The organism is Streptomyces sp. NBC_01197 (assembly GCF_036010505.1).
GTDB lineage: Bacteria > Actinomycetota > Actinomycetes > Streptomycetales > Streptomycetaceae > Streptomyces.
Genome location: NZ_CP108569.1, coordinates 825,463 through 843,718, shown reverse-complemented (window position 1 = coordinate 843,718; position 18,256 = coordinate 825,463). Strand labels below are relative to the sequence as shown.

The following is an 18,256-nucleotide window of genomic DNA, read 5'->3' as shown; positions in this document are numbered from 1 at the left end:
CGCCGCCGTCGGCGCGTGGTGGACCAGTGCCGTGGCACCAGCCGCCGGCCGTGTCGTAACGGCCCTGGATTTTGACGATACGACATCGGTGCGTCATGCAGGCATCGTGCCCCGGAGATCCACGGTGGCCTCCCTTATTCCGCCTTTAGGCAAACTGACCAGGTGGCCTTTCTCACGGCCTGTCACCCCCTAAATACGGTCGCGTAGGTCACATCGCGAGGTGCAGGATTGGCCGTTGTGGCAGACGATTCGGCAATCAAGAACAGAGACATCATCGGGTCGTACGCGGCGATCGGCGACAGCTTCACCGAGGGAGTCGGGGACCCCGGACCTGACGGGAACTTCGTTGGCTGGGCCGACCGGCTCGCCGTACTTCTGGACGACCGCGTCCCCGAACACACCTTCCGTTACGCGAACCTCGCGGTACGCGGACGGCTCCTCGACCAGATCGTCGACGAGCAGGTCCCGCGGGCCAAGGAGCTGGCCCCCGACCTGGTCAGCTTCTCGGCGGGCGGCAACGACATCATCCGGCCGGGCTCCGACCCGGACGACGCGGCCGAGCGTTTCGAGCGGGCGCTCGCCGATCTGACCGGTTCGGTCGGCACCGTCATGGTGACCACCGGCTTCGACACCCGAGGTGTTCCGGTCCTGCGCCATCTGCGCGGCAAGATCGCCACGTACAACGAGCACGTACGGGTCATCGCCGCACGGCACGGCGCCCCGGTGCTTGACCTGTGGTCCCTCAAGACCATCCAGGACCGGCGTGCCTGGGACGGCGACCGGCTGCATCTGTCGCCCGAGGGCCACACACGTGTCGCGCTGCGGGCCGCGCAGGTGCTCGGCCTCGACGTACCCGCAGACCCGGACCAGCCGTGGCCGCCGGAGCCGCCGCGCGGCTCGGCCGAGGTACGGCGCGACAACATCCAATGGGCCCGCGAACACCTGGTGCCCTGGATAGGCCGCAGGCTCCGCGGCGAGTCCTCCGGCGACCACGTGGCGGCCAAGCGCCCGGACCTGCTGCCGCTCTGAGGCAGCTTCGTACGCCCGGCACGGATCCGGCGGGGACAGATCCGTGCCCCGGTGGCGGCGCTGCGACCGTTCACGAGGCCGTTCCTCCACGGTCGTGCCCGACGCACATAATGGATCGACATCGCACACCTGGAGGTCCCCGTGCCCGATTCCCGTTCTCTGTCGCCCCGGCTCCGCGCGCTGCGGCCGGAGGGCTTCGGTGCGGACCCGGCCGGAGAGCGGATGGCACGTATCCGCCGCTCACCGAACTTCGCCGACGGCGTGTTCCAGAACCCGGTGGGCGCCAGGACCCGGCCGGCCGGCTCCATGACCGAGTTCGCGAAGGTCTACTTCCGCAAGGAGGAACGGGTACTCCGGTCCCCCGAAGGCACCGTGCCCGTCCACGCCACCACCGTCGCCGACCTCGCGAAGCCATCGGCCTCGGGGCTGCGGCTCACCTGGATGGGGCACTCGACCGTGCTCGCCGAGATCGACGGCCGGCGGGTGCTGTTCGACCCGGTCTGGGGCAAGCGCTGCTCACCGTTCTCGTTCGCGGGGCCGAAGCGCCTGCACCCCGTGCCGCTGCCGCTCGCCGCTCTGGGGCCAGTGGACGTCGTGGTGATCTCGCACGACCACTACGACCACCTGGACCTCCCCACCATCAAGGCACTCGTGGGGACCGACACGGTCTTCGCCGTACCGCTCGGCGTGGGCGCGCACCTGGAGCGCTGGGGTGTGCCCGCCGCCCGGCTGCGCGAGCTGGACTGGAACGAGACCGCGGAGGTGGCCGGCATCCGGCTCACCGCCACGCCGGCCAGGCACTTCTGCGGCCGCGGGCTGCGCAACCAGCAGCACACGCTCTGGGCGTCCTGGACCGTCGCCGGACCCGAGCACCGGATCTACCACAGCGGCGACACCGGGTACTTCCCCGGATTCAAGGACATCGGCGCCGGACACGGCCCCTTCGACGCCACGATGATCCAGATCGGCGCTTACTCGGAGTTCTGGCCGGACATTCACATGACCCCGGCTGAAGGCGTGCGGGCACATCTGGATCTCCAGGGCGGTGAGCCCGGTGGCGTGCTGCTGCCCATCCACTGGGGCACCTTCAACCTGGCCACGCACCCGTGGGCGGAGCCCGGCGAGTGGACGAGGGACGCCGCGGGGGAGGCCGGGCAGGCGGTGGCGCTGCCCCGGGCAGGCGAGCCCTTCGAGCCCTCGGGCAAGATCCCGTCCGAGCCCTGGTGGCGGGCGGTGTCCCCGCCGATCGACCGCCCGTGGCGCGTCTCGGTGGGACCGGACACCGCCCCGGCCGCCGATCCGAGCGGTCTCGACCTCCCGGAGGAGCAGCACTCCTGAGCGCGGGCGTCCCCCGCTCACCTCCCCGGCGGGTGAGCGGGGGTGCCGGACTACGGCCGCCGCACCGCGAACTGGAAGCAGCCGTACTCCAGGGCGCGTACGTGCACCATCGCCACTTCCGGCACGGCGAACGCCTCATCGAAAGCCCGGTCGAAACCGGCCCCGGCGTCCACGGGGATCTCCAGGAGACGGCCGCCGACGATGTGCCCCTCGGCGTTGTAGCGCCTGACGGTGCGCAGTGCCCCCGGCCGCGCGAAGGGGTAGCCGTGCGCGTCGCCCGGGCCCTCGCACTCGTCGGCGTGGATGAACACCGGCCCCGCTTCGTCGTACGCCCCGGGGGCGGCACCGGTCGCCGCCGCCCAGCGCCGCAGCGGTGCGTACGAGACAAGGGCCACCCGCTCCCCGGGCTCGATGGACCGCAGGCAGCAGCGCAGCGGGCTGCCGACGGAGTCGATGGGGACGCCGTCCTCGCCGGCGGTGTACGCGTGGAGGGGCTTGCCGGAGTCGTCGGTGACGCGGAGTTCCCGCAGGGTGGCGGGCGGGATGGGAAGAGCTGCGTAAGTGGTCATGGCTCCAGTGTCGGCGGCGCGGCCCGGAGGTACTGGCGGAATTCTGACGCCGAGGCCGCCCGGCCGCGTGCCCTCACAGGGTGCAGTCCGTGCTGGAACGCAGGGGGGTGGTGGGCCCCGGTTCTGACGGGGCCCACCACCCTTTGTCCTGTCAGTCCGGCTCTGCCAGGCCGGGGGCAGCCGGCGCGGACGGTGATGTGGACCGTGTCACCCCCCCGCATCCACGCACCCGAAAGCGTCGAATACCTGGACACGCTTCCGGCCAACGGTGCCGGGGAGGCCGGCAAGAAGGCCCTGCGAGAGCGGGCCGGGCGCCGCGGCCGGAGTACGGACGCCCCAGCCGCCCACGCATCCGGGGAGGTGAGATGACGCCCCTTCCGCCCGGACGCCCTCGTACTGCCCTTGCGGGCCGGGCACGTCCGTCCGGGACGGAACACACAGCGATCCTCCCCCGCACACCGTCACCCGCCGGCGCGTCGCGTCAGGCGGTGGCGAAGGCGGCGAGGACTCCCGCCGCCAGGGCGGAGCGTTCGACCATGCCGCTGAGCGTCACGTGCTCGCTGCGGGCGTGGGCGCCGCCTCCCACCGCGCCGAGTCCGTCCAGGACGGGGGTACCTGCGGCGAGGACGAAGTTCCCGTCGCTGGCGCCGCCCACGGCTGTCTCGCGCAGATCCAGGCCGAGCGGCGCGGCGCAGGACCTGGCGAGGGCGAAGACCCGGCCGACGCCCTCGGTGCGCTCGAAGACAGGACGGTTCCAGCCTCCGTCGATCCGCAGGCTGGTCCGGGCGTCGGACGGGGCGAGTCCGGCCAGGGCGACGTCCAGGCGGGCGCGTTCGTCGTCGGTCGCGACCCGGATGTCCAGCTGTGCGGTCGCCTCCGCCGCCGTGACGTTGCTGCGGGTACCGCCGCGCAGCACGCCAACGTTGAGGGTGGTCCCGGCCGCTGGGTCCGCGAGGGCTTCCAGCGCGAGCACCTGGCGGGCGATCTCGTTGACCGCGCTGGCACCGGATGTCGGGTCGAGGCCGGCGTGGGCCGCCTCACCGGTGATGGTGAGGGAGAACAGTCCGACTCCCTTACGGGTCGTCTTCACCGCCCCGTCCGCGCTCGCCTCGAAGACCAGCGCCGCCCGGGACTTCCGCGCCTCGGCGACGATGACGTCGCTCGACGCCTTACTGCCGGTCTCCTCGTCCCCGTTGAGCAGCAGGGTGCACTCAGGACGCGGCAAGTCGAGCGCCGTGAGCGCGCGCAGCGCCCAGACGGCCTGGACGAGTCCGGCCTTCATGTCGAACACACCCGGCCCGGAGATGCGGTCCCCCTCCCGGCGGTAGGGCCAGTCCGGCAGGCTTCCGGTGGCCCAGACGGTGTCGTAGTGGCCGACGAGCAGTACCGGCGCCTCTGTTGACGGGCCCGTGCCGGCGTAGCGGCGGATCAGGATGTCGCCCGCGTCCTCGCGCGGGCGCACCTCCTCGCTCGTGGGTGCGCCGAGGGAGGTGTCGAGCCAGCCGCGCAGCCAGTCGAGGCAGGCGGCGAGGGCGGCGGTGTCGTCGCTGGAGCTCTCCTGGGAGGTGTAGGCGGCGAGGTCGGCGTCCATCGCGTCACGGTGTTCGTCCAGCCAGCCGTGGACGGCGACGGCCTGCGCCCCGGTGAGTGCGGGCCCCGCGGGCAGGGCGTGGCACTCGGGTCCGCCGGTCCCGGCCGTGTGGCCGCCGGACACGGCGAGGCGGTCGAGGGCGTCCAGCCGGGACTCGGACATGGTGGACGGGTCCTGCTCCAGTTCCCGCAGACCGTCCAGGACAGCCCGTAGCACCGGAGCGTTCAGGCCCGCGCGCCGTGCCTGCTGGAGGACCGGCGCATAGTGCGTGGTCACCTCCACCGGACGGTGGCGGACGGCCAGGTCACGCCAGATGCCGCTGCGGTCCTTAGGCTGGGTGCGCAGCCACGCGGTCAGCCGGTCGCACGCGGCACCGCGCAGGGCGGGGTCGTTGTCGGGCCGGAAGGCGGGCGCCTCGAAGGCGTCGAAGGACTCCAGGCGTACACCGGACGCGTCTGCCACCGCGTACACCTCGGCGGCCAGCGCGTACATGGTGGCGCGGTGGCGGTCCGTGAGGTCCGCCATGGGGGCGTCGGCCAGCGCGGTGGCCGAGAGCATCGCGCCGAACGCGGCCTTCGCCCACAGGTAGCCCTCGACGTTCTCGGTGGCCCGTGCGGGACCCCACGCCTGGAGATCGGCGACAAGGGCGCGCACCCGGGCGGAGACCGGTGCCCCGCCCACTTCGCCGATGACGAACGCGCCGGGACCGCCGTCGCGCACCACGCCCGGTTCGACGAGGTCGGCGAAGATGTTGACGAAGGCGGCGACGGTACGCTCGGCGCCGATGTGTTCGGCTATGAGCTCTTCGTTGAAGCCGTTCTGCACGGAGACGACGTAGCCGTCCGGGGTGAGGCGCGGTGCGATCCAGCGCATGGCCTTCTCGGTCGCGTGTGCCTTGACGCTGAGCAGGACACGGGCCAGGGGCGGCCCCTGGTACGTGTCGGGGGTGGCCGCGTCGAGGCGGACGCTCTCGCGTTCCCCGCCGTGCAGGATGGTCAGCCCGTCCGCCCGGATCGCAGCCACGTGGTCGGCGTCGGTGTCGATGACGGTGACCCGGTGTCCGGCCGCCGCGAGACTGTGGGCGAGGGTGCCGCCGATGGCGCCCGCTCCGACAACGGTGTAGGCATCGCCGGTCATGAGGTGTGTCCCTTCGTGGAGTCCGGGCGTCGTGCGTCCGGCGTATGGGTACCGGTGGCGGTCGTGCCGCCGGTGGACGAGGTGCGCGGCGGGGGCCCCAGCCGGGGCAGGTGGGTCGCACCGGTGCCGCTGCCGCCGTCCACGCGCAGGATCTCGCCGGTTACCCAGGAGGCATCAGGGCCGGCGATCCACACGACGGCGCGGGCGATGTCAGCCGGGGAACCCGGCCGTCCCAGCGGGTTGACGGAGACAGCCGTCGCGTACTCGTCGGTGACGGGGTTGCAGGTGCTGTCGACGCCGATGAAGCCGGGGCTGACGGCGTTGACGCGGATGCCGTGCGGGCCCAGTTCGAGGGCCGCTGCGCGGGTCGCCATCTCCAGCGCTGCCTTGGAGGCCGCGTACGGGCCGCCGCCGGGCCGGGCGCGCAGTGCGGCGCCGGAAGAGATGTTGACCACCGACGAGGTCCGGCCCGAGGCGATGGCCCGCCGTGCCAGTTCGGCCGTCGCGAGCACCGGGGCGCGGGTGTTGAGGGCGAGGACGCGGTCCCAGTCGGCGGCGGTGACCTCGGTCATGTCGAGCGACGGGTAGATACCGGCCGCGTTGACCAGCACGTCCACCGGCCCGTGGGCCTGCCATCCATCGCTGATGGCGTCGGATGGGCCGTCGGCCGAGCCGAGGTCACGGACCTGGTGGGCCGCGCCCAGTGCTTTCGCCGTGTCCGCGAGCGGGGCGGCGTCGATGTCGACGAGCGTCAGTCGGTGGCCGGCGGCGGCGAAGTGCTCGGCGACGGCCCGTCCGATGCCACTCGCGGCACCGGTGACCAATACGTGCGCCATCAGGCGAACTCCTTGTCCTTCGTCTCGGGCATGGTCAGGTAGACGATGAGAGAGATCAGGGCGGAGCCGGAGACGTACAGCCAGAGCTTGCCGGCGTGACCGGAGTCGCTCATCCAGGTCGTGACGTACGGGGCGGTGCCGCCGAAGACCGCGACGGCCAGCGCGTACGGGAGGGCGATGCCGGTGGCGCGTACCTCCGGCGGGAACTGCTCGGCCATGATCACCGCGCAGTTCGCGGAGTAGCCGAGGATCAGCAGCATGCCGGTGAGCTGTACCAGGAACAGCACGAGGAAGCTGTCGTTCAGGATGTGCAGCATCGGCCAGGCCAGGACAACGAAGCCGGCCGCGAAGCCCGCCATGGTGGGTTTGCGCCCGAGCCGGTCGGAGAGCAGCCCCGCGAAAGGCAGCAGCACGAGGAAGACGATCAGGCACAGCGTCTGGGAGAGCAGTGCCCGCTTCAGCGGTATACCCGTGGTGAGGTTGGCGTACGTCGGAAGGTAGCTGACCCAGATGTAGTAGGTCAGCGTGCCGGCGACCGTGATGCCCGCGACCCGGAGTGCGGCGGCGGGGTGCTCGACGAGCATTGCCTTCAACGGGTTCTTCCTGGCCTGGCCCTCGGCCTTGGCCTCGTTGAAGGAGTCGGTGTCCTCGACGGAGACCCGCAGCCAGAGCCCGGCCAGACCGAGCAGCGCGCCGATCACGAAGGCGGCCCGCCAGCCCCAGGCATGCAGGGCGTCCTCGCTGAGCAGCGAGGTGAAGGTGGTGCCGAGCAGAGACGCGATCAGGACGCCGCCCGCCACTGATACCTGCTGCCAGGATCCGGCGAAGGCACGTCTGCCGGGCGAGGCGGACTCCACCAGGAACGCCGAGGACGAGCCGAACTCACCCCCTGCGGAGAAGCCCTGGGCCAGCCGCGACAGCAGGAGGACCAGTGGAGCCGCGATGCCGATCGTCCCGTAGCCCGGGGTCAGAGCGATGACGAAGCCGGCGCCGGCCATCAGGCCGATCGTGAGGGCGAGCCCCTTCTTGCGGCCGTGCCGGTCGGCGTACGCGCCGAGGAAGGCGGCCCCCACCGGGCGCATCACGAAACCGACGGCGAAGACGGCGAGGGTGGAGAGCAGCGCCACCGTGCCGTCGGCCTTCGGGAAGAAGACATCCGCGATGATCTTCACGAAGATGCCGTAGAGGGCCCAGTCGACCCATTCGACGGTGTTGCCCACGGCTCCGGCGACGAGGGCCTTGCGTTGCCGGGGCGTCAGCTTGGGAGATGGGGCGATACCGGATGCGGCGGTGTCGAGTGGCACGAGGAAATCCTCGCTTTCCTTGGAGCGTCACAGGGGACGGATCGGGGACTGACCGGGGGCGGGAGCGTGGGGGCGGGCAGAGTCCTGTGTGCGGGCGGTGATGCCGGGTGGGGACGAGCGGGATGAACCCGGGGGAACGGGAATCGATGTGCCGGGGAGAGCCGCGCGGTATGTGTCCACGCGGGCCGGCGAGCGGGCACGGCGGCGTGGAAGCGGGGCCCGGGGGTCGCGAGCGGGAGCCGGGGCGCCGAGGTGCGTCCGGATGTGACGGATGCGGGGTCTGGTGCCGGGTGAACGACGAGGCGCCGTCGCCGGTGGCGGTCAGTCGTACGGAGGTCGTTGGGTCAGCGGGCCGGGCGTTGCGCGAGGCAGTGCTCGGCGACCTCCCGGTGGGTGGCGAACCACACCGCGTCGTGCTCACCGATGTGTGCGAGCAACTCGTCCAGTACGACGAGACGCGAGCGGTGGCCGATGATGTGCGGGTGCAGCGTGAGCTGGAACAGGCCGCCGGCCGCGTACGCGGCGGCGAACTCGTCCTGCCAGATCCGGAGCACGTCGCGCGGCGCGATGTAGGGCCTCAGCGAGGCGAAGCGATCCATCATGAAATAGGGCGCGTCGTCGCGGATCCACTCCACGGGGATCTCCACCACGCCTGTCGCCTCGCCGTGCTCGACCAGCTCGTAAGGCTCGTCGTCAGCCATCAGTGAGGAGTCGTAGAGCAGGCCCATCTCACGGGTGATCGCCAGGGTGTGCGGTGAGAAGTCCCAGCTCGGCGTGCGGATGCCGACGGGGCGTACGCCGCCGATCCGCTCCAGGGTGTCGGCGGACCGAAACTGGAGCTCACGTTCGGTTCCCGCGGTGAGCAGAGTGTTGCGCTCGTGGATCCAGCCGTGGACGGCCAGTTCGTGGCCTGCGGCCGTGTAGGCCCTCGCCTCCTGCGGGCGCAGCAGCGCGCAGACTGCCGGCATGAAGAAACTCGCGGGAATGCGGTGGCGCTCCAGCAGGTCAAGGATCTTGGGCACGGCCACGCGCGCGCCGTACTCGCCCTGGGCGAGCTTCGCCGGGCGCGTCTCCCCGTCGCGCAGAGCCGGGGTCTCGTGGTCCGAGTCGAAGGACACGGCCACCGCGCAGCGGGCGCCGCCGGGCCAGGTGTCCGGTGCGAGGGGGCGCCCGGCGCGTACGTGTCCGACATGGCCGCGCCAGGTCGGCTCGTCCCATTCCCACGGCTGCTGCTCACTCTGCGCCATCGGAATCCGACCTTTCGTGAGAGATATGCGCTCTGTCTTCTCCAGGGTCGCCCGAGGAGACAGCGCTCCGTCCGCCACTCTTGTGTGGCCCGTTGCTGATGGCCCATCGTGGGCACCTCCCGTGCACCGACCCAGGAAATCGAAGAGAATCGCCATGGACCGTCTTCGTGTGAAGGATTCCGCCGTCGCGCTCCAGGCTGAGCTGGACGAGACGGATATCGCCATCGCCCACGCCCTGCAGATCGCGCCACGGGCCTCCTGGACGGCGATCGGCGAGGTGCTCGGGCTCAGCGCGGTGACGGTCGCGCGCCGCTGGGGCCGGATCTCGGACCGCGGCTTGGCCTGGGTGACCGCGACCGGCAGCCCCGGCCTGTGGCGATCCCTGTGCAACGCCTTCATCGACGTGGACTGTGAGCCGTCGGTCCGGCACGAGGTGGCACTCGCCCTGGCCAGGGACCCGCGGACGAAGTCCGTCATGGAGCTGGCCAGCGGACGGGACATCCACATCAACGCCGTGACCCGGGATCTGCCGGGCCTGTCCCGGTTCATCCTGGAGCGGGTGAGCCGTCTGCCCGGTGTGGTGCGGGTCAGTACCAAGATCACCACGCGCATCCTTGTCGCCGGAAGCGACTGGCGGCTGGACGCGCTCCCTCGTTCGGAGCAGTTGCTCCTCCAGGCCGCCGCGGACGAGACCGCGCCGCGCCAGGCCCTGCCCGGCACGCTGGACGGTCCGGACAGAGACCTGCTGCTGGCCCTCGCCCCGGACGGCCGACTGCCCGTCTCCGAACTCGCAGAGCGCACAGGCACCAGCCAGACCGCGGCCCGTCGCCGTCTCGCGCGGCTGGAGCGTACCGGCGCCGTCGCGTTCCGCTGCGAGATCGCCCAGCACATCACGGGGTGGCCGGTCACCTCACTCATGTGGGCGCGGGTGGCGGTCCCGCAGCGGCGACAGATCTGTGAGCGGCTCAGCCGGATGCCGGGCGTCCGGCTGCTGACGGCGACCAGCGGCGAGACGAACATCCTCATGTCCACGTGGCTGCACTCCGTGGACAGCGCCCACGACCTGGAGGAGCGGATCGGCGCGGAGTGCCCGGCGCTGGAGATCGCCGACCACGGCATCGTGCTGCGGACGGTGAAGCGTCAGGGATGGATTCTCGACGAACTGGGGCGCTGTCTGGAAAGCGCGCCCATCGACCCGTGGTGCGACGGAGACATCGCTGTCCCGGAGGCGGGGTGACCCGCTGCGGTCGGCAGACCGCGGCCCCTCTCACCTCCTCGCGATGTCTGCCGGAGCCGGGACCTGGTTCGGGGAAGCCACCAGTGGACCGCGGGTACGACAGTGGGGTCGTCGACGAAGTCTGGGAGACGACCAAGGAGTTCAGGGCGAGCGCGACGTGCGGGCCGTCCCCGTCGTGATCGAGACACCCCCCGTCGCCCCCCGTCGAGGCACCCCCGGCGGCTCAGCCGCTCTGTCCGGCCCGTTCCCGGGCGCTGGCCTGCCGGGCCGCGGCCACGATGTCCTGGAGCGCTGTGAGATGGTCGTCCAGCGCTTGCCGGCCGGTGGGGGAGAGGGACAGCCAGGTCCTGGGACGCTTGCCCACATGGCCCTTGCGGATGGTCAGATATCCAGCCGTCTCCAGCGCGGAGGCGGTCTTGCTGAGGACCGAGTCGGACACCTGGCAGCCGTCGCGTACGGCGGCGAACTCGGCCTCGTCGCACGCCGAGAGGAAGGCGGCGACGGCCAGCCGGGTCGGATGCTGGATCGTCTCGTCCAGCGCCGGCCGTCCCTGTCCCGGGGGAGCGCCCGTCACGCCGACTCCGCCAGGGACCGCCTGATCACGGCGTTGCGGGCCAGGAACGCCACCCACACACCGAGCCCGCCCACGACGAACGCCGTGAGCTGTGCGGCGCCCTGGCTCGCTCCGGACGCCCAGCACAGCCCCCCGGCCAGAGCGCCCGCGAGCAAGACGGCCGGCAGCGCGACCCGGCTCCGCCACAGCCGCGCGGGCCAGGACCGGTCGATGAGAACCCCGGCTCCCCTGCGCGCTGCCCGGGCGAGCAGGAGGATGACGGCGAGCGCCAGAAGCGACACGACGAGGGCCACCAGAGTCGCCTGGCCGCCCTCGTCGTCGCTCCAGGCCTGCACCGCGCTCGGCACTATCACGGCCACGGCGGCGGTCGGTCCGTACCAGGCAGGGACAAGACCTGCCCGGAGGCGGGCCTGCTCCTGGGCCTTCTCCACGTCCCGCAGGGCGCCTGCCGCGTATTCCGCCGAGCCGGTGTCGGCCTTGAGAAGTACGGACTCGTTCTCCTGCGGCGGCATGAGCACACGGACCCTTCTGAGGCACACGGTGGAGCTGACGCTTTCCATCGTGCCATCTACTTTCCAGATTGGAAAGTACTTTCTCCTCCTGTGGCACGGCTGCGGGCGTTGGCCTCGGCGACGCGGGCCTGCAGCAGTTCGGCCGGGCCGACCGGGCGTACCCGGGCCGGGTCGGCGTCCCACTCGCGGCCGCCACCCAGCGGCCGGAGCTGGAGCCAGGGGCCCTCGTGCGCCATGACGATGCCGACGCGGTTGCTGGCGACGTCGCGAACGGGCGTTCCAGGGCGGGGAGTTGCCGTGTCGGGGTCCGGTTGCCGGGTGGCACTCACTGTCCCGCCCCCTTCGCGATGACAGCGGCCAGCGCGAGCGCGACCGGCGCGGAGCACACTCCGAGATACACCAGCGCGTACCGGGTGCTCGCCGGGGCGTCGTCCCGCTCCGGCTCGGCCTCGGGCTCGAACCAGGGCGTGCGTACGTCCATCGCGGGCAGCTGGATCCCGGCACGGGTCAGAGCCTCGGCGAGCGCGTCGCGCGCGTCGAGCGCCTCCTGGACCTTCGGGCTGTCGGTGGAGGGGTTGCGGGGGATACGGCGCGGGAGCGGGGGAGTCGTCGACATGGCTGGGGGGCTCCTTGCGGTCGGTGTCCTGGGGAGCGGCGAGGGGCCGGACCCGTGGGTTGTGCGGTTTCGCTGCCGGGCCCACCAGCGGTGAATTACGGTGCGTAGTGGGGGTGTTACGAGAATGCCGCCCGGGTGGGCCGGGGTGCATCGATGGCGTTCCCTCGTTCTCTCGCGGCCCGCCGCGTTCCACACCTTCCACATGGAATGCGGGGGACCGGCGGGCGCGCGTGTATGTGTACCGGTACGGGGGCGGATTCCGGGCAGGCCGGAGCGCCCTGGAAGGAGCGCCATGCCGCAACGACGCCTCGTCACCAGCCGCAGCCAGGAGCCGCGTCAGCGGTTCGCCGAGGAGTTACGGAAACTGCGCGCCCTGCGCGGTGTCAGCCTGCGGCAGTTGGGTGACCGGCTCGGCTGGGACTACTCGCTGTTCGGCAAGATAGAGAAGGGCGAGACGCTGGGCGGGCCCGAAGTCGTCCAGGCGCTGGACCAGTACTTCGGTACGCCGGGGATGCTGCTCGCCCTCTGGGAGTTGGCCATGGGGGACCGTACGCAGTTCCGGGAGCGGTACCGGCAGTACATGGCTCTGGAGTCGGACGCGACCAGCCTGTGGCATTTTGCGGTGAGCGTGCTGCCGGGACTGTTGCAGACGCCGGGGTATGCGCGAGAGGTGCTGGCTGCAGGTGGCCTCAAGGGAGATGAGCTGGAGCAGCAGGTGGAGGCGCGGATGGGGCGCCGGGAGTTGCTGGCCGGTGAAGACCCGCCGCACTTCCGGACCATCCTGTCGGAGGCGGTGTTGCGGACGCCGCTGAGGGACCCGACGCAGTGGCGGCAGCAGTTGGAGTATCTACTGGAAGTTGGCGAGCGGGACGATGTGACCGTACAGGTGGTGCCGTTCGGGGCTGGGTTGCACGGTCTCACCAACGCGGACGTGATGTTCCTCCGCCTGCCCGAGGGGCGTACCGTGGCCTACGCCGAAAACGGGTACAGGGGTGAACTCATCGAGGAAATTGCTCCGGTTGAACGGCTGCAACGTGCGTACGATTCGGTACGCGACCTGGCTTTGTCCCCAGCCGAGTCGCGGAAGTTCATTCTGCGCATTCTGGAGGAAGTACCGTGCGATCCCTCGACCTGACTGCAGTGACTTGGCGCAAAAGCAGCTACAGCAACCAGGATGGCGGCCAGTGCCTGGAGGTCGCTGACGGCTTCGCTGCCGCTGTCCCCGTACGTGACAGTAAGAAGCCCGACGGCCCCGTCGTCACATTCGCCGCGCACGGCTGGGCGGCGTTTGTCTCCGCCCTGCGCGACGGCGAGTTGAGGGCCTGACCGCAGCAGCCATACCCCTGAGTCACCGACAGCCCCCGCCGACCGGCACCGGTCAGCGGGGGCTGTGTCGTCATGGAACGCCGGGCCGAATGTCACGGTCCTGTCATACGGCGATCTTGCCAGGAACTTTCGGGGGTCACCCCGGCATCTCAACTTTCAGAACCACGGCAAAAGGCCCGGTCACCGGCCGGTCGGCCGATGTTCCCGAAGGTCAGATGGCCTGCCCGCCAGGGGCTGGAACCCGTTGAGGAGACAATGATGCTCGTTCGGAAGAAGAAGATCTCGATGTTCGCCCTCGCCGCTGTGGCTGCCGGTCTGGCGCTCACGGCCTGTGACAACAACGGCACCGACGCGGCCTCGTCCTCCAAGGCCGGCTCGTCCTCCTCCTCGACTACGCAGTCCCCCGCTCCCGCATCCAAGTCCGCCAAGGGCTCGACCTCGGGCACCTCCGCGAAGTCCGGGGTGAGCTGCACCAACCAGATCAACTACGCCGGTGACCCCCGCTCCAACGCCGAGATCAACAGCATCGGCGCGGACACCGGCCGCTGCCCGGCACCGGAGAAGAAGGGCACATCCACGGGCACATCCTCCGGCGCCTCCGCGAAGTCCGGGGTGAGCTGCACCAACCAGATCAACTACGCGGGCGACTCCCGCTCCAATGCCGAGATCAACAGCATCGGCGAGAACACGGGCCACTGCCCGGCACCGGAGAAGAAGAGCACGCCTGCGGGCACCCCCAAGAAGCCCGGCACCAGCTGCACCAACCAGACCGACTACGCGGGCGACTCCCGCTCCAATGCCGAGATCAACAGCATCGGCGAGAACACCGGCTACTGCCCCCCGGTCAAGCACTGATCGATCGTCCTCGGAGTCGCCTCTCCAGGGTGAGGGCGGCGTTGACTAACGTCATGTGGTTGGGGGCATACGCGGGGCCGGCGGAAGACAGCTCCACCGGCACGGTACGGAGAGGGGCGCAAGCGGTGGCGCGGGAGAACCGACAGGCGGCGTTGCCCGACGGAGCGGAGAACAACCGGGAGTTCTCGGAGGGAGGGGGAACCCCGGGCGGGTTGCCGCGACGGCGGGGGCTCACCGCAGGCGCCCTGGGACTTTTCCGTGGCAACTGGCGTGGCCTGTACGGCCTTTCGTTCGGCGTCGCGCTGTTCGCCGCGCTTGGGGGCTGCGCGCTGGTGACGGCGGCGTTCGCCGCCTCCTGGCACAACTTCGCCCTCACCTGGAAGGGCGCTCGCTCGGAGATAGCGTACGAGGATCCGCCCGTGGGCTACTTCCCGGAGCAGTACACCTCCATCTTCCTCAGGAGCCTCCCTTTCATGGGGCTGCTGCTGATTCTCGCCGTCTTCGTCCTCGCCCTGCTGCACGTCGCGAACGCCGTGGCAGTCCGTGACGCGGAGGCGGGCGGTCGGCGCCCGGGCCCCGGCGAGCTGTGGCGGCGCAGCCGCCCGTACATCTGGCTCGCCCTCCGCGTGCAGCTACTGACGCTCGTGTGCACGCTGCCCTTGGCGCTGCTGGCCTATCTCGTGGCGGGCTTCTTCCGGCACGGGGGCATGATGGGCATCGAGATCGAGCCGCTCGACTACTGGAGCAGCACGCGCTACCGGCTGCTGGCCAACGGCCTGACGTCCGTCGTCGTCATCATCGCGCTCCTCGTATGGCTCCGCCTGAGCCTTGCCACCGCCGCCGCGGTGAACGGTGCGTCCACCGCCCGGGCCGCCGTACGCCGGTCCTGGTCGCTGACGGGCGGCGCACGGCGGTGGCGGGCGCTGCCCGTCTGCGCGCTGCTCACGGCCGCCGCCGTCGCCGCGTACACCGCCCTGTCGTACGCCGCGGAGCCTCTGGCCCACCCTGTCGGCCTCACGGTGCTGTGGCTCACGAACGACAACCCGTATGCCGCCGGCGCCGTGATGGAGATCGTCCCGGCCGCCGTGAGCCTGGTGCTCCTGACGGCACTGGTCCTGCCACCGGTCAGCGCGGTACTCGCACTCCTCCGTACGGAACAGCGTCCGGCGAAGGCCGGCAAGCCGCGGTGAGCCCTCCCGTCCTTGCGTGCCTGTGGGGCAGTGGCCGTACGGTGGGGGAGAGCCCTCAAACGGCTTCTCGTCTTCGTCTGCCGTGCGCTTGCGGCCCGTGCTCCCCTTGATGGGTGGTGCGGACGGATACGGGTCGTCACCTCGCGGGATCAGGTGAGTGCCGTGCCGCGTACCAGTGAGCAGATGCTGGTCGGACTGCTCGATGCCTGTCACACCATGTCGATGGAGGAACTGCCCGGCGCGGTGCGTGATCATGCAGCGAAGGCCGGCCTGGCCAATGTGCTGATCTACGTCGCTGACCTGCAAGAAGACCGGCTGCGGCTACTGACCGGGCGCGGCCTGGACGCGGGCCGCGAAGCGGACGGACTGCCGGACGACCTGCCGGTTGCCGACACGCCGGCCGGCCGGGTCTTCGAGACCATCAAACCGTTGGCCGAGGTGGGGGCGGACACGGGCCGGTGGTGGGTGCCGCTACTGGACGGCGCCGAGCGCATCGGAGTCCTGCGTGTCGACACCGACGGCGACAGCGCACAGGAAATGGATGCGATGCGGCACCTGGCGTCGCTGGTCGCCATGCTGCTGGTGGAGAAACGACCGCACAGTGACTCCTTCGCCCGGCGGATACGCGTCCGTCCGATGAACGTGACTGCGGAAATGCAGTGGAATCTGATGCCGCCGCGCGCGTTCGCCAACAGCCGCGTGACGATCGGCGCCGCACTGGAGCCCGCCTACGAAGTCGGCGGGGACGCTTTCGACTACGCCCTGGCCGATGACAAGGTTCATCTCGCAATTTTCGACGCGATGGGGCACGATATCGCCGCCGGCCTGGCCGCGAACCTCGCGGTGGCCGCCTGCCGCAACGCGCGCCGCCAGGGAGCCGACCTGGTCGAGACGGGCCGGGTCATCGAGAGCATTCTGGTCGAGCAGCTGGCCCATACCCGCTACGTCACCGCGATCCTGGCCGACCTCGACATGCGCAGCGGGGAGCTGACCTGGATCAGCCACGGCCACCACTCGCCCATCGTGATTCGCGACGGGAGCTGGACCGGCCTGCTGCCATGCCCGCCCGGCGCCCCCCTCGGTACCGATCTCGGCGTGAAAGCGACCCAGTGCCGGGAACAGCTCCGTCCCGGCGACCGCCTCGTCCTCTATACCGACGGAATCACCGAAACCCACGAACCGGGCGGTGAGGAGTTCGGCCTGGACCGCTTCATGAACTTCATCCTCCGTCACAACGCCGACGGGCTGCCCGTCCCGGAGACCCTGCGCCGTCTGATCCGTAACATCCTCGATTACCACCAGGGCCGGCTCCAGGACGACGCCACTGTTCTCTTCATCGAATGGCACGGCCCCTGCGCCCCCGAAGGCCCCCGGAACACGGCCCCCGACCTGCTCTCCCACCCCGACGAGGGTGAACCGGAACCTCCGAGCGAGTGACCGCGGGGCGCCGGTTGCCAAGGCGCGTGAGGCCGCCCTCATCAGGCTGTCCGACCCACCGTGGCGCCGGCCATGGCTCAGGCATAGGGGGCGGACAGGGGGAGCCGCTCCTCCGCCGGCCCCGCCCGCCCCTGCTCCGGCGGGACCGGGCCGTGCGCCGGCCGGCCGGTCAGCCCAGGTGCACGGGCAGGGAGTCGACGCCGAAGACGGCGGAGTACTTGCGGAACGCGAGTTCCTCCTCCGGTACGGCCAGCGACATGGCCGGAAAGCGACGCAGCAGCGCCGGGTAGGCCGCGCAGAGCTCCATCCGGGCGAGTTCGGCGCCGATGCAGCGGTGGATGCCGTAACCGAAGGCGATGTGGGACGAGGACGCGCGGGTGGGGTCGAAGGCGTCCATGCCGGGGCCGAGGGAGGCGTCCCGGTCGGCGCCGCTGAGGGAGCACAGCACCACGTCGCCGGCCGAGATCCGGGTACCGGCGATCTCCATGTCCTCGCGGGCGAAGCGCGGGAAGGCGACCTGGACCACCGTGAGATAGCGCAGCAGCTCCTCCACGAAGGGGCTCACGGCCGCGTCGTCGTCGCGCAGGGTCTCGAAGTGGTCCGGATTCTGCAGGAGTACCAGGGTGCCCAGGGCGAGCATGCTGGCGGTGGTCTCCAGGCCGCCGGTCAGCACTCCGTCGGCGAGGCCGGTCAGTTCCTCGTCGTCGATGGCGTCGCCGTGCTGCTTGATCAGCATGCCGAGCAGGCCGTCGCCCGGGTTCTCGCGCTGCTTCTTGACGATGTCGCGGAGATAGGAGAGGGACTCGGATATCGCGCCGAACGAGGCGTCGGCCCCGGCGAAGAGGTCGAAGCGGGTGGTGCCCAGGCGCTGGAAGTCCTCCCGGTCCTCGTACGGGACGCCGAGGAGTTCGCAGATGACGAGGGAGGGTATCGGCAGCGCGAACGCCTGGACGAGGTCGACGGGGCCCGGGGTCCGCGCCATCTCGTCGAGCCGGTCCTCGACGATCTCGTGGATGCGCGGCGTGAGCCTGGCGAGCCGGCGCATGGTGAACTCCGGCGTGAGCAGACGGCGCAGACGTGTATGGACGGGCGGGTCGGAGAAACCGAGGCCGCCGGGGTGCTGGCCCTCGGTGACGCCGGCGTTGCCTATCAGATTGGTGAAGTCGTTGCTGAAGCCCTTCGTTCGGCCCAGTACCGCCTTGGCCTCCTCGTACCCCGTGACCAGCCAGACGTTCATTCCGAGCGGTACGGACAGCTTGCTGATCGGTTCCCTCTCCCTCAGTTCGCCGAGATCGGGGACCGGGTCGAGGCCGGTGCGCCGCAGCGGCATGAGGGTCGCCTCGGGAAGCAGTGAGGCGCTGGACAGGTCAAAGCCCTTCTTGCGGATATTCGCTATATATCGGCGGCCCAGCCACGTGGTCATGCGTGATCGGATATTCGTCATGCGCGCAATACTGC

At 70.7% G+C, this 18,256-nt stretch carries 18 protein-coding genes; 8 read left to right on the top strand and 10 right to left on the bottom strand.

Annotated features, from left to right (window positions below):
- Positions 1-237 precede the first annotated feature (237 nt).
- On the top strand, positions 238-1,029 hold the full coding sequence (locus OG452_RS03795) for an SGNH/GDSL hydrolase family protein (protein WP_327294174.1): 792 nt from the start codon (positions 238-240) through the stop codon (positions 1,027-1,029).
- Positions 1,030-1,170: 141 nt separating this feature from the next.
- Positions 1,171-2,367 carry an MBL fold metallo-hydrolase gene (locus OG452_RS03790; protein WP_327294173.1) on the top strand — a complete coding sequence of 399 codons (1,197 nt, stop codon included), beginning with the start codon at positions 1,171-1,173 and terminating at the stop codon, positions 2,365-2,367.
- Between the two features lie 50 nt (positions 2,368-2,417).
- On the opposite strand, the gene OG452_RS03785 is transcribed toward OG452_RS03790, so the two are convergent.
- The 5 genes from OG452_RS03785 to OG452_RS03765 all read right to left on the bottom strand — a co-directional run bounded on the left by OG452_RS03785 (position 2,418) and on the right by OG452_RS03765 (position 9,051).
- Entirely contained in the window at positions 2,418-2,936 is a 519-nt protein-coding gene (locus OG452_RS03785) for a DUF1203 domain-containing protein (RefSeq protein ID WP_327294172.1), read from the bottom strand.
- 481 nt (positions 2,937-3,417) lie between these two features.
- Positions 3,418-5,664 carry a 2-dehydropantoate 2-reductase gene (locus OG452_RS03780; RefSeq protein WP_327294171.1) on the bottom strand — a complete coding sequence of 749 codons (2,247 nt, stop codon included), beginning with the start codon at positions 5,662-5,664 and terminating at the stop codon, positions 3,418-3,420.
- On the bottom strand, positions 5,661-6,500 hold the full coding sequence (locus OG452_RS03775; RefSeq protein ID WP_327294170.1) for an SDR family NAD(P)-dependent oxidoreductase: 840 nt from the start codon (positions 6,498-6,500) through the stop codon (positions 5,661-5,663). The genes OG452_RS03780 and OG452_RS03775 overlap by 4 nt, the downstream gene beginning before the upstream one ends.
- Entirely contained in the window at positions 6,500-7,804 is a 1,305-nt protein-coding gene (locus tag OG452_RS03770; protein ID WP_327294169.1) for an MFS transporter, read from the bottom strand. Before OG452_RS03770 ends, OG452_RS03775 begins: the two co-directional genes overlap by 1 nt.
- A gap of 344 nt (positions 7,805-8,148) precedes the next feature.
- A complete protein-coding gene (locus tag OG452_RS03765) occupies positions 8,149-9,051 on the bottom strand; it encodes a polysaccharide deacetylase family protein (protein WP_327294168.1) in 903 nt (300 codons plus the stop codon).
- A 169-nt stretch (positions 9,052-9,220) separates the two neighbouring features.
- Here OG452_RS03765 and OG452_RS03760 point away from each other — a divergent pair, with 169 nt between their 5' ends.
- Positions 9,221-10,288 (top strand): Lrp/AsnC family transcriptional regulator, encoded by a 1,068-nt coding sequence (locus OG452_RS03760; protein ID WP_327294167.1) that lies wholly within the window; start codon positions 9,221-9,223, stop codon positions 10,286-10,288.
- Between the two features lie 223 nt (positions 10,289-10,511).
- Here OG452_RS03760 and OG452_RS03755 read toward each other — a convergent pair whose 3' ends face one another.
- The 4 genes from OG452_RS03755 to OG452_RS03740 form a co-directional block, all read right to left on the bottom strand.
- On the bottom strand, positions 10,512-10,862 hold the full coding sequence (locus OG452_RS03755; RefSeq protein WP_327294166.1) for a winged helix-turn-helix domain-containing protein: 351 nt from the start codon (positions 10,860-10,862) through the stop codon (positions 10,512-10,514).
- Positions 10,859-11,374 (bottom strand): hypothetical protein, encoded by a 516-nt coding sequence (locus tag OG452_RS03750; protein WP_327299499.1) that lies wholly within the window; start codon positions 11,372-11,374, stop codon positions 10,859-10,861. Before OG452_RS03750 ends, OG452_RS03755 begins: the two co-directional genes overlap by 4 nt.
- A gap of 56 nt (positions 11,375-11,430) precedes the next feature.
- Positions 11,431-11,616: a hypothetical protein gene (locus OG452_RS03745; RefSeq protein ID WP_327299498.1), complete on the bottom strand. Its 186-nt coding sequence runs from the start codon at positions 11,614-11,616 to the stop codon at positions 11,431-11,433.
- An 83-nt stretch (positions 11,617-11,699) separates the two neighbouring features.
- Positions 11,700-11,990, bottom strand: coding sequence for a hypothetical protein (locus OG452_RS03740; protein WP_327294165.1), 291 nt, complete (start codon positions 11,988-11,990; stop codon positions 11,700-11,702).
- Between the two features lie 292 nt (positions 11,991-12,282).
- Here OG452_RS03740 and OG452_RS03735 point away from each other — a divergent pair, with 292 nt between their 5' ends.
- The 5 genes from OG452_RS03735 to OG452_RS03715 all read left to right on the top strand — a co-directional run bounded on the left by OG452_RS03735 (position 12,283) and on the right by OG452_RS03715 (position 16,798).
- Positions 12,283-13,125, top strand: a complete 843-nt coding sequence (locus tag OG452_RS03735) for a helix-turn-helix domain-containing protein (protein WP_327294164.1) — start codon at positions 12,283-12,285, stop codon at positions 13,123-13,125.
- The gene (locus OG452_RS03730; protein WP_327294163.1) at positions 13,107-13,316 is read left to right on the top strand and encodes a DUF397 domain-containing protein; all 210 of its coding nucleotides are present in this window, start codon (positions 13,107-13,109) and stop codon (positions 13,314-13,316) included. Before OG452_RS03735 ends, OG452_RS03730 begins: the two co-directional genes overlap by 19 nt.
- 258 nt (positions 13,317-13,574) lie before the next feature.
- A complete protein-coding gene (locus OG452_RS03725; protein WP_327294162.1) occupies positions 13,575-14,171 on the top strand; it encodes a hypothetical protein in 597 nt (198 codons plus the stop codon).
- Between the two features lie 125 nt (positions 14,172-14,296).
- The gene (locus OG452_RS03720; protein ID WP_327294161.1) at positions 14,297-15,361 is read left to right on the top strand and encodes a hypothetical protein; all 1,065 of its coding nucleotides are present in this window, start codon (positions 14,297-14,299) and stop codon (positions 15,359-15,361) included.
- Positions 15,362-15,544: 183 nt separating this feature from the next.
- On the top strand, positions 15,545-16,798 hold the full coding sequence (locus OG452_RS03715; RefSeq protein ID WP_405565694.1) for a PP2C family protein-serine/threonine phosphatase: 1,254 nt from the start codon (positions 15,545-15,547) through the stop codon (positions 16,796-16,798).
- Between the two features lie 169 nt (positions 16,799-16,967).
- Here OG452_RS03715 and OG452_RS03710 read toward each other — a convergent pair whose 3' ends face one another.
- The gene (locus tag OG452_RS03710) at positions 16,968-18,242 is read right to left on the bottom strand and encodes a cytochrome P450 (RefSeq protein ID WP_327294159.1); all 1,275 of its coding nucleotides are present in this window, start codon (positions 18,240-18,242) and stop codon (positions 16,968-16,970) included.
- Positions 18,243-18,256 lie beyond the last annotated feature (14 nt).

Excerpts from the sequence above, each read along its gene's own strand:
- OG452_RS03750 (WP_327299499.1), bottom strand. The coding sequence starts at position 11,374 with ATGCCGCCGCAGGAGAACGAGTCCGTACTTCTCAAGGCCGACACCGGC.
- OG452_RS03765 (WP_327294168.1), bottom strand. The coding sequence starts at position 9,051 with ATGGCGCAGAGTGAGCAGCAGCCGTGGGAATGGGACGAGCCGACCTGG.
- OG452_RS03780 (WP_327294171.1), bottom strand. The coding sequence starts at position 5,664 with ATGACCGGCGATGCCTACACCGTTGTCGGAGCGGGCGCCATCGGCGGC.
- OG452_RS03725 (WP_327294162.1), top strand. The coding sequence starts at position 13,575 with ATGCTCGTTCGGAAGAAGAAGATCTCGATGTTCGCCCTCGCCGCTGTG.
- OG452_RS03710 (WP_327294159.1), bottom strand. The coding sequence starts at position 18,242 with ATGACGAATATCCGATCACGCATGACCACGTGGCTGGGCCGCCGATAT.
- OG452_RS03735 (WP_327294164.1), top strand. The coding sequence starts at position 12,283 with ATGCCGCAACGACGCCTCGTCACCAGCCGCAGCCAGGAGCCGCGTCAG.
- OG452_RS03785 (WP_327294172.1), bottom strand. The coding sequence starts at position 2,936 with ATGACCACTTACGCAGCTCTTCCCATCCCGCCCGCCACCCTGCGGGAA.
- OG452_RS03775 (WP_327294170.1), bottom strand. The coding sequence starts at position 6,500 with ATGGCGCACGTATTGGTCACCGGTGCCGCGAGTGGCATCGGACGGGCC.
- OG452_RS03740 (WP_327294165.1), bottom strand. The coding sequence starts at position 11,990 with ATGTCGACGACTCCCCCGCTCCCGCGCCGTATCCCCCGCAACCCCTCC.
- OG452_RS03715 (WP_405565694.1), top strand. The coding sequence starts at position 15,545 with ATGCTGGTCGGACTGCTCGATGCCTGTCACACCATGTCGATGGAGGAA.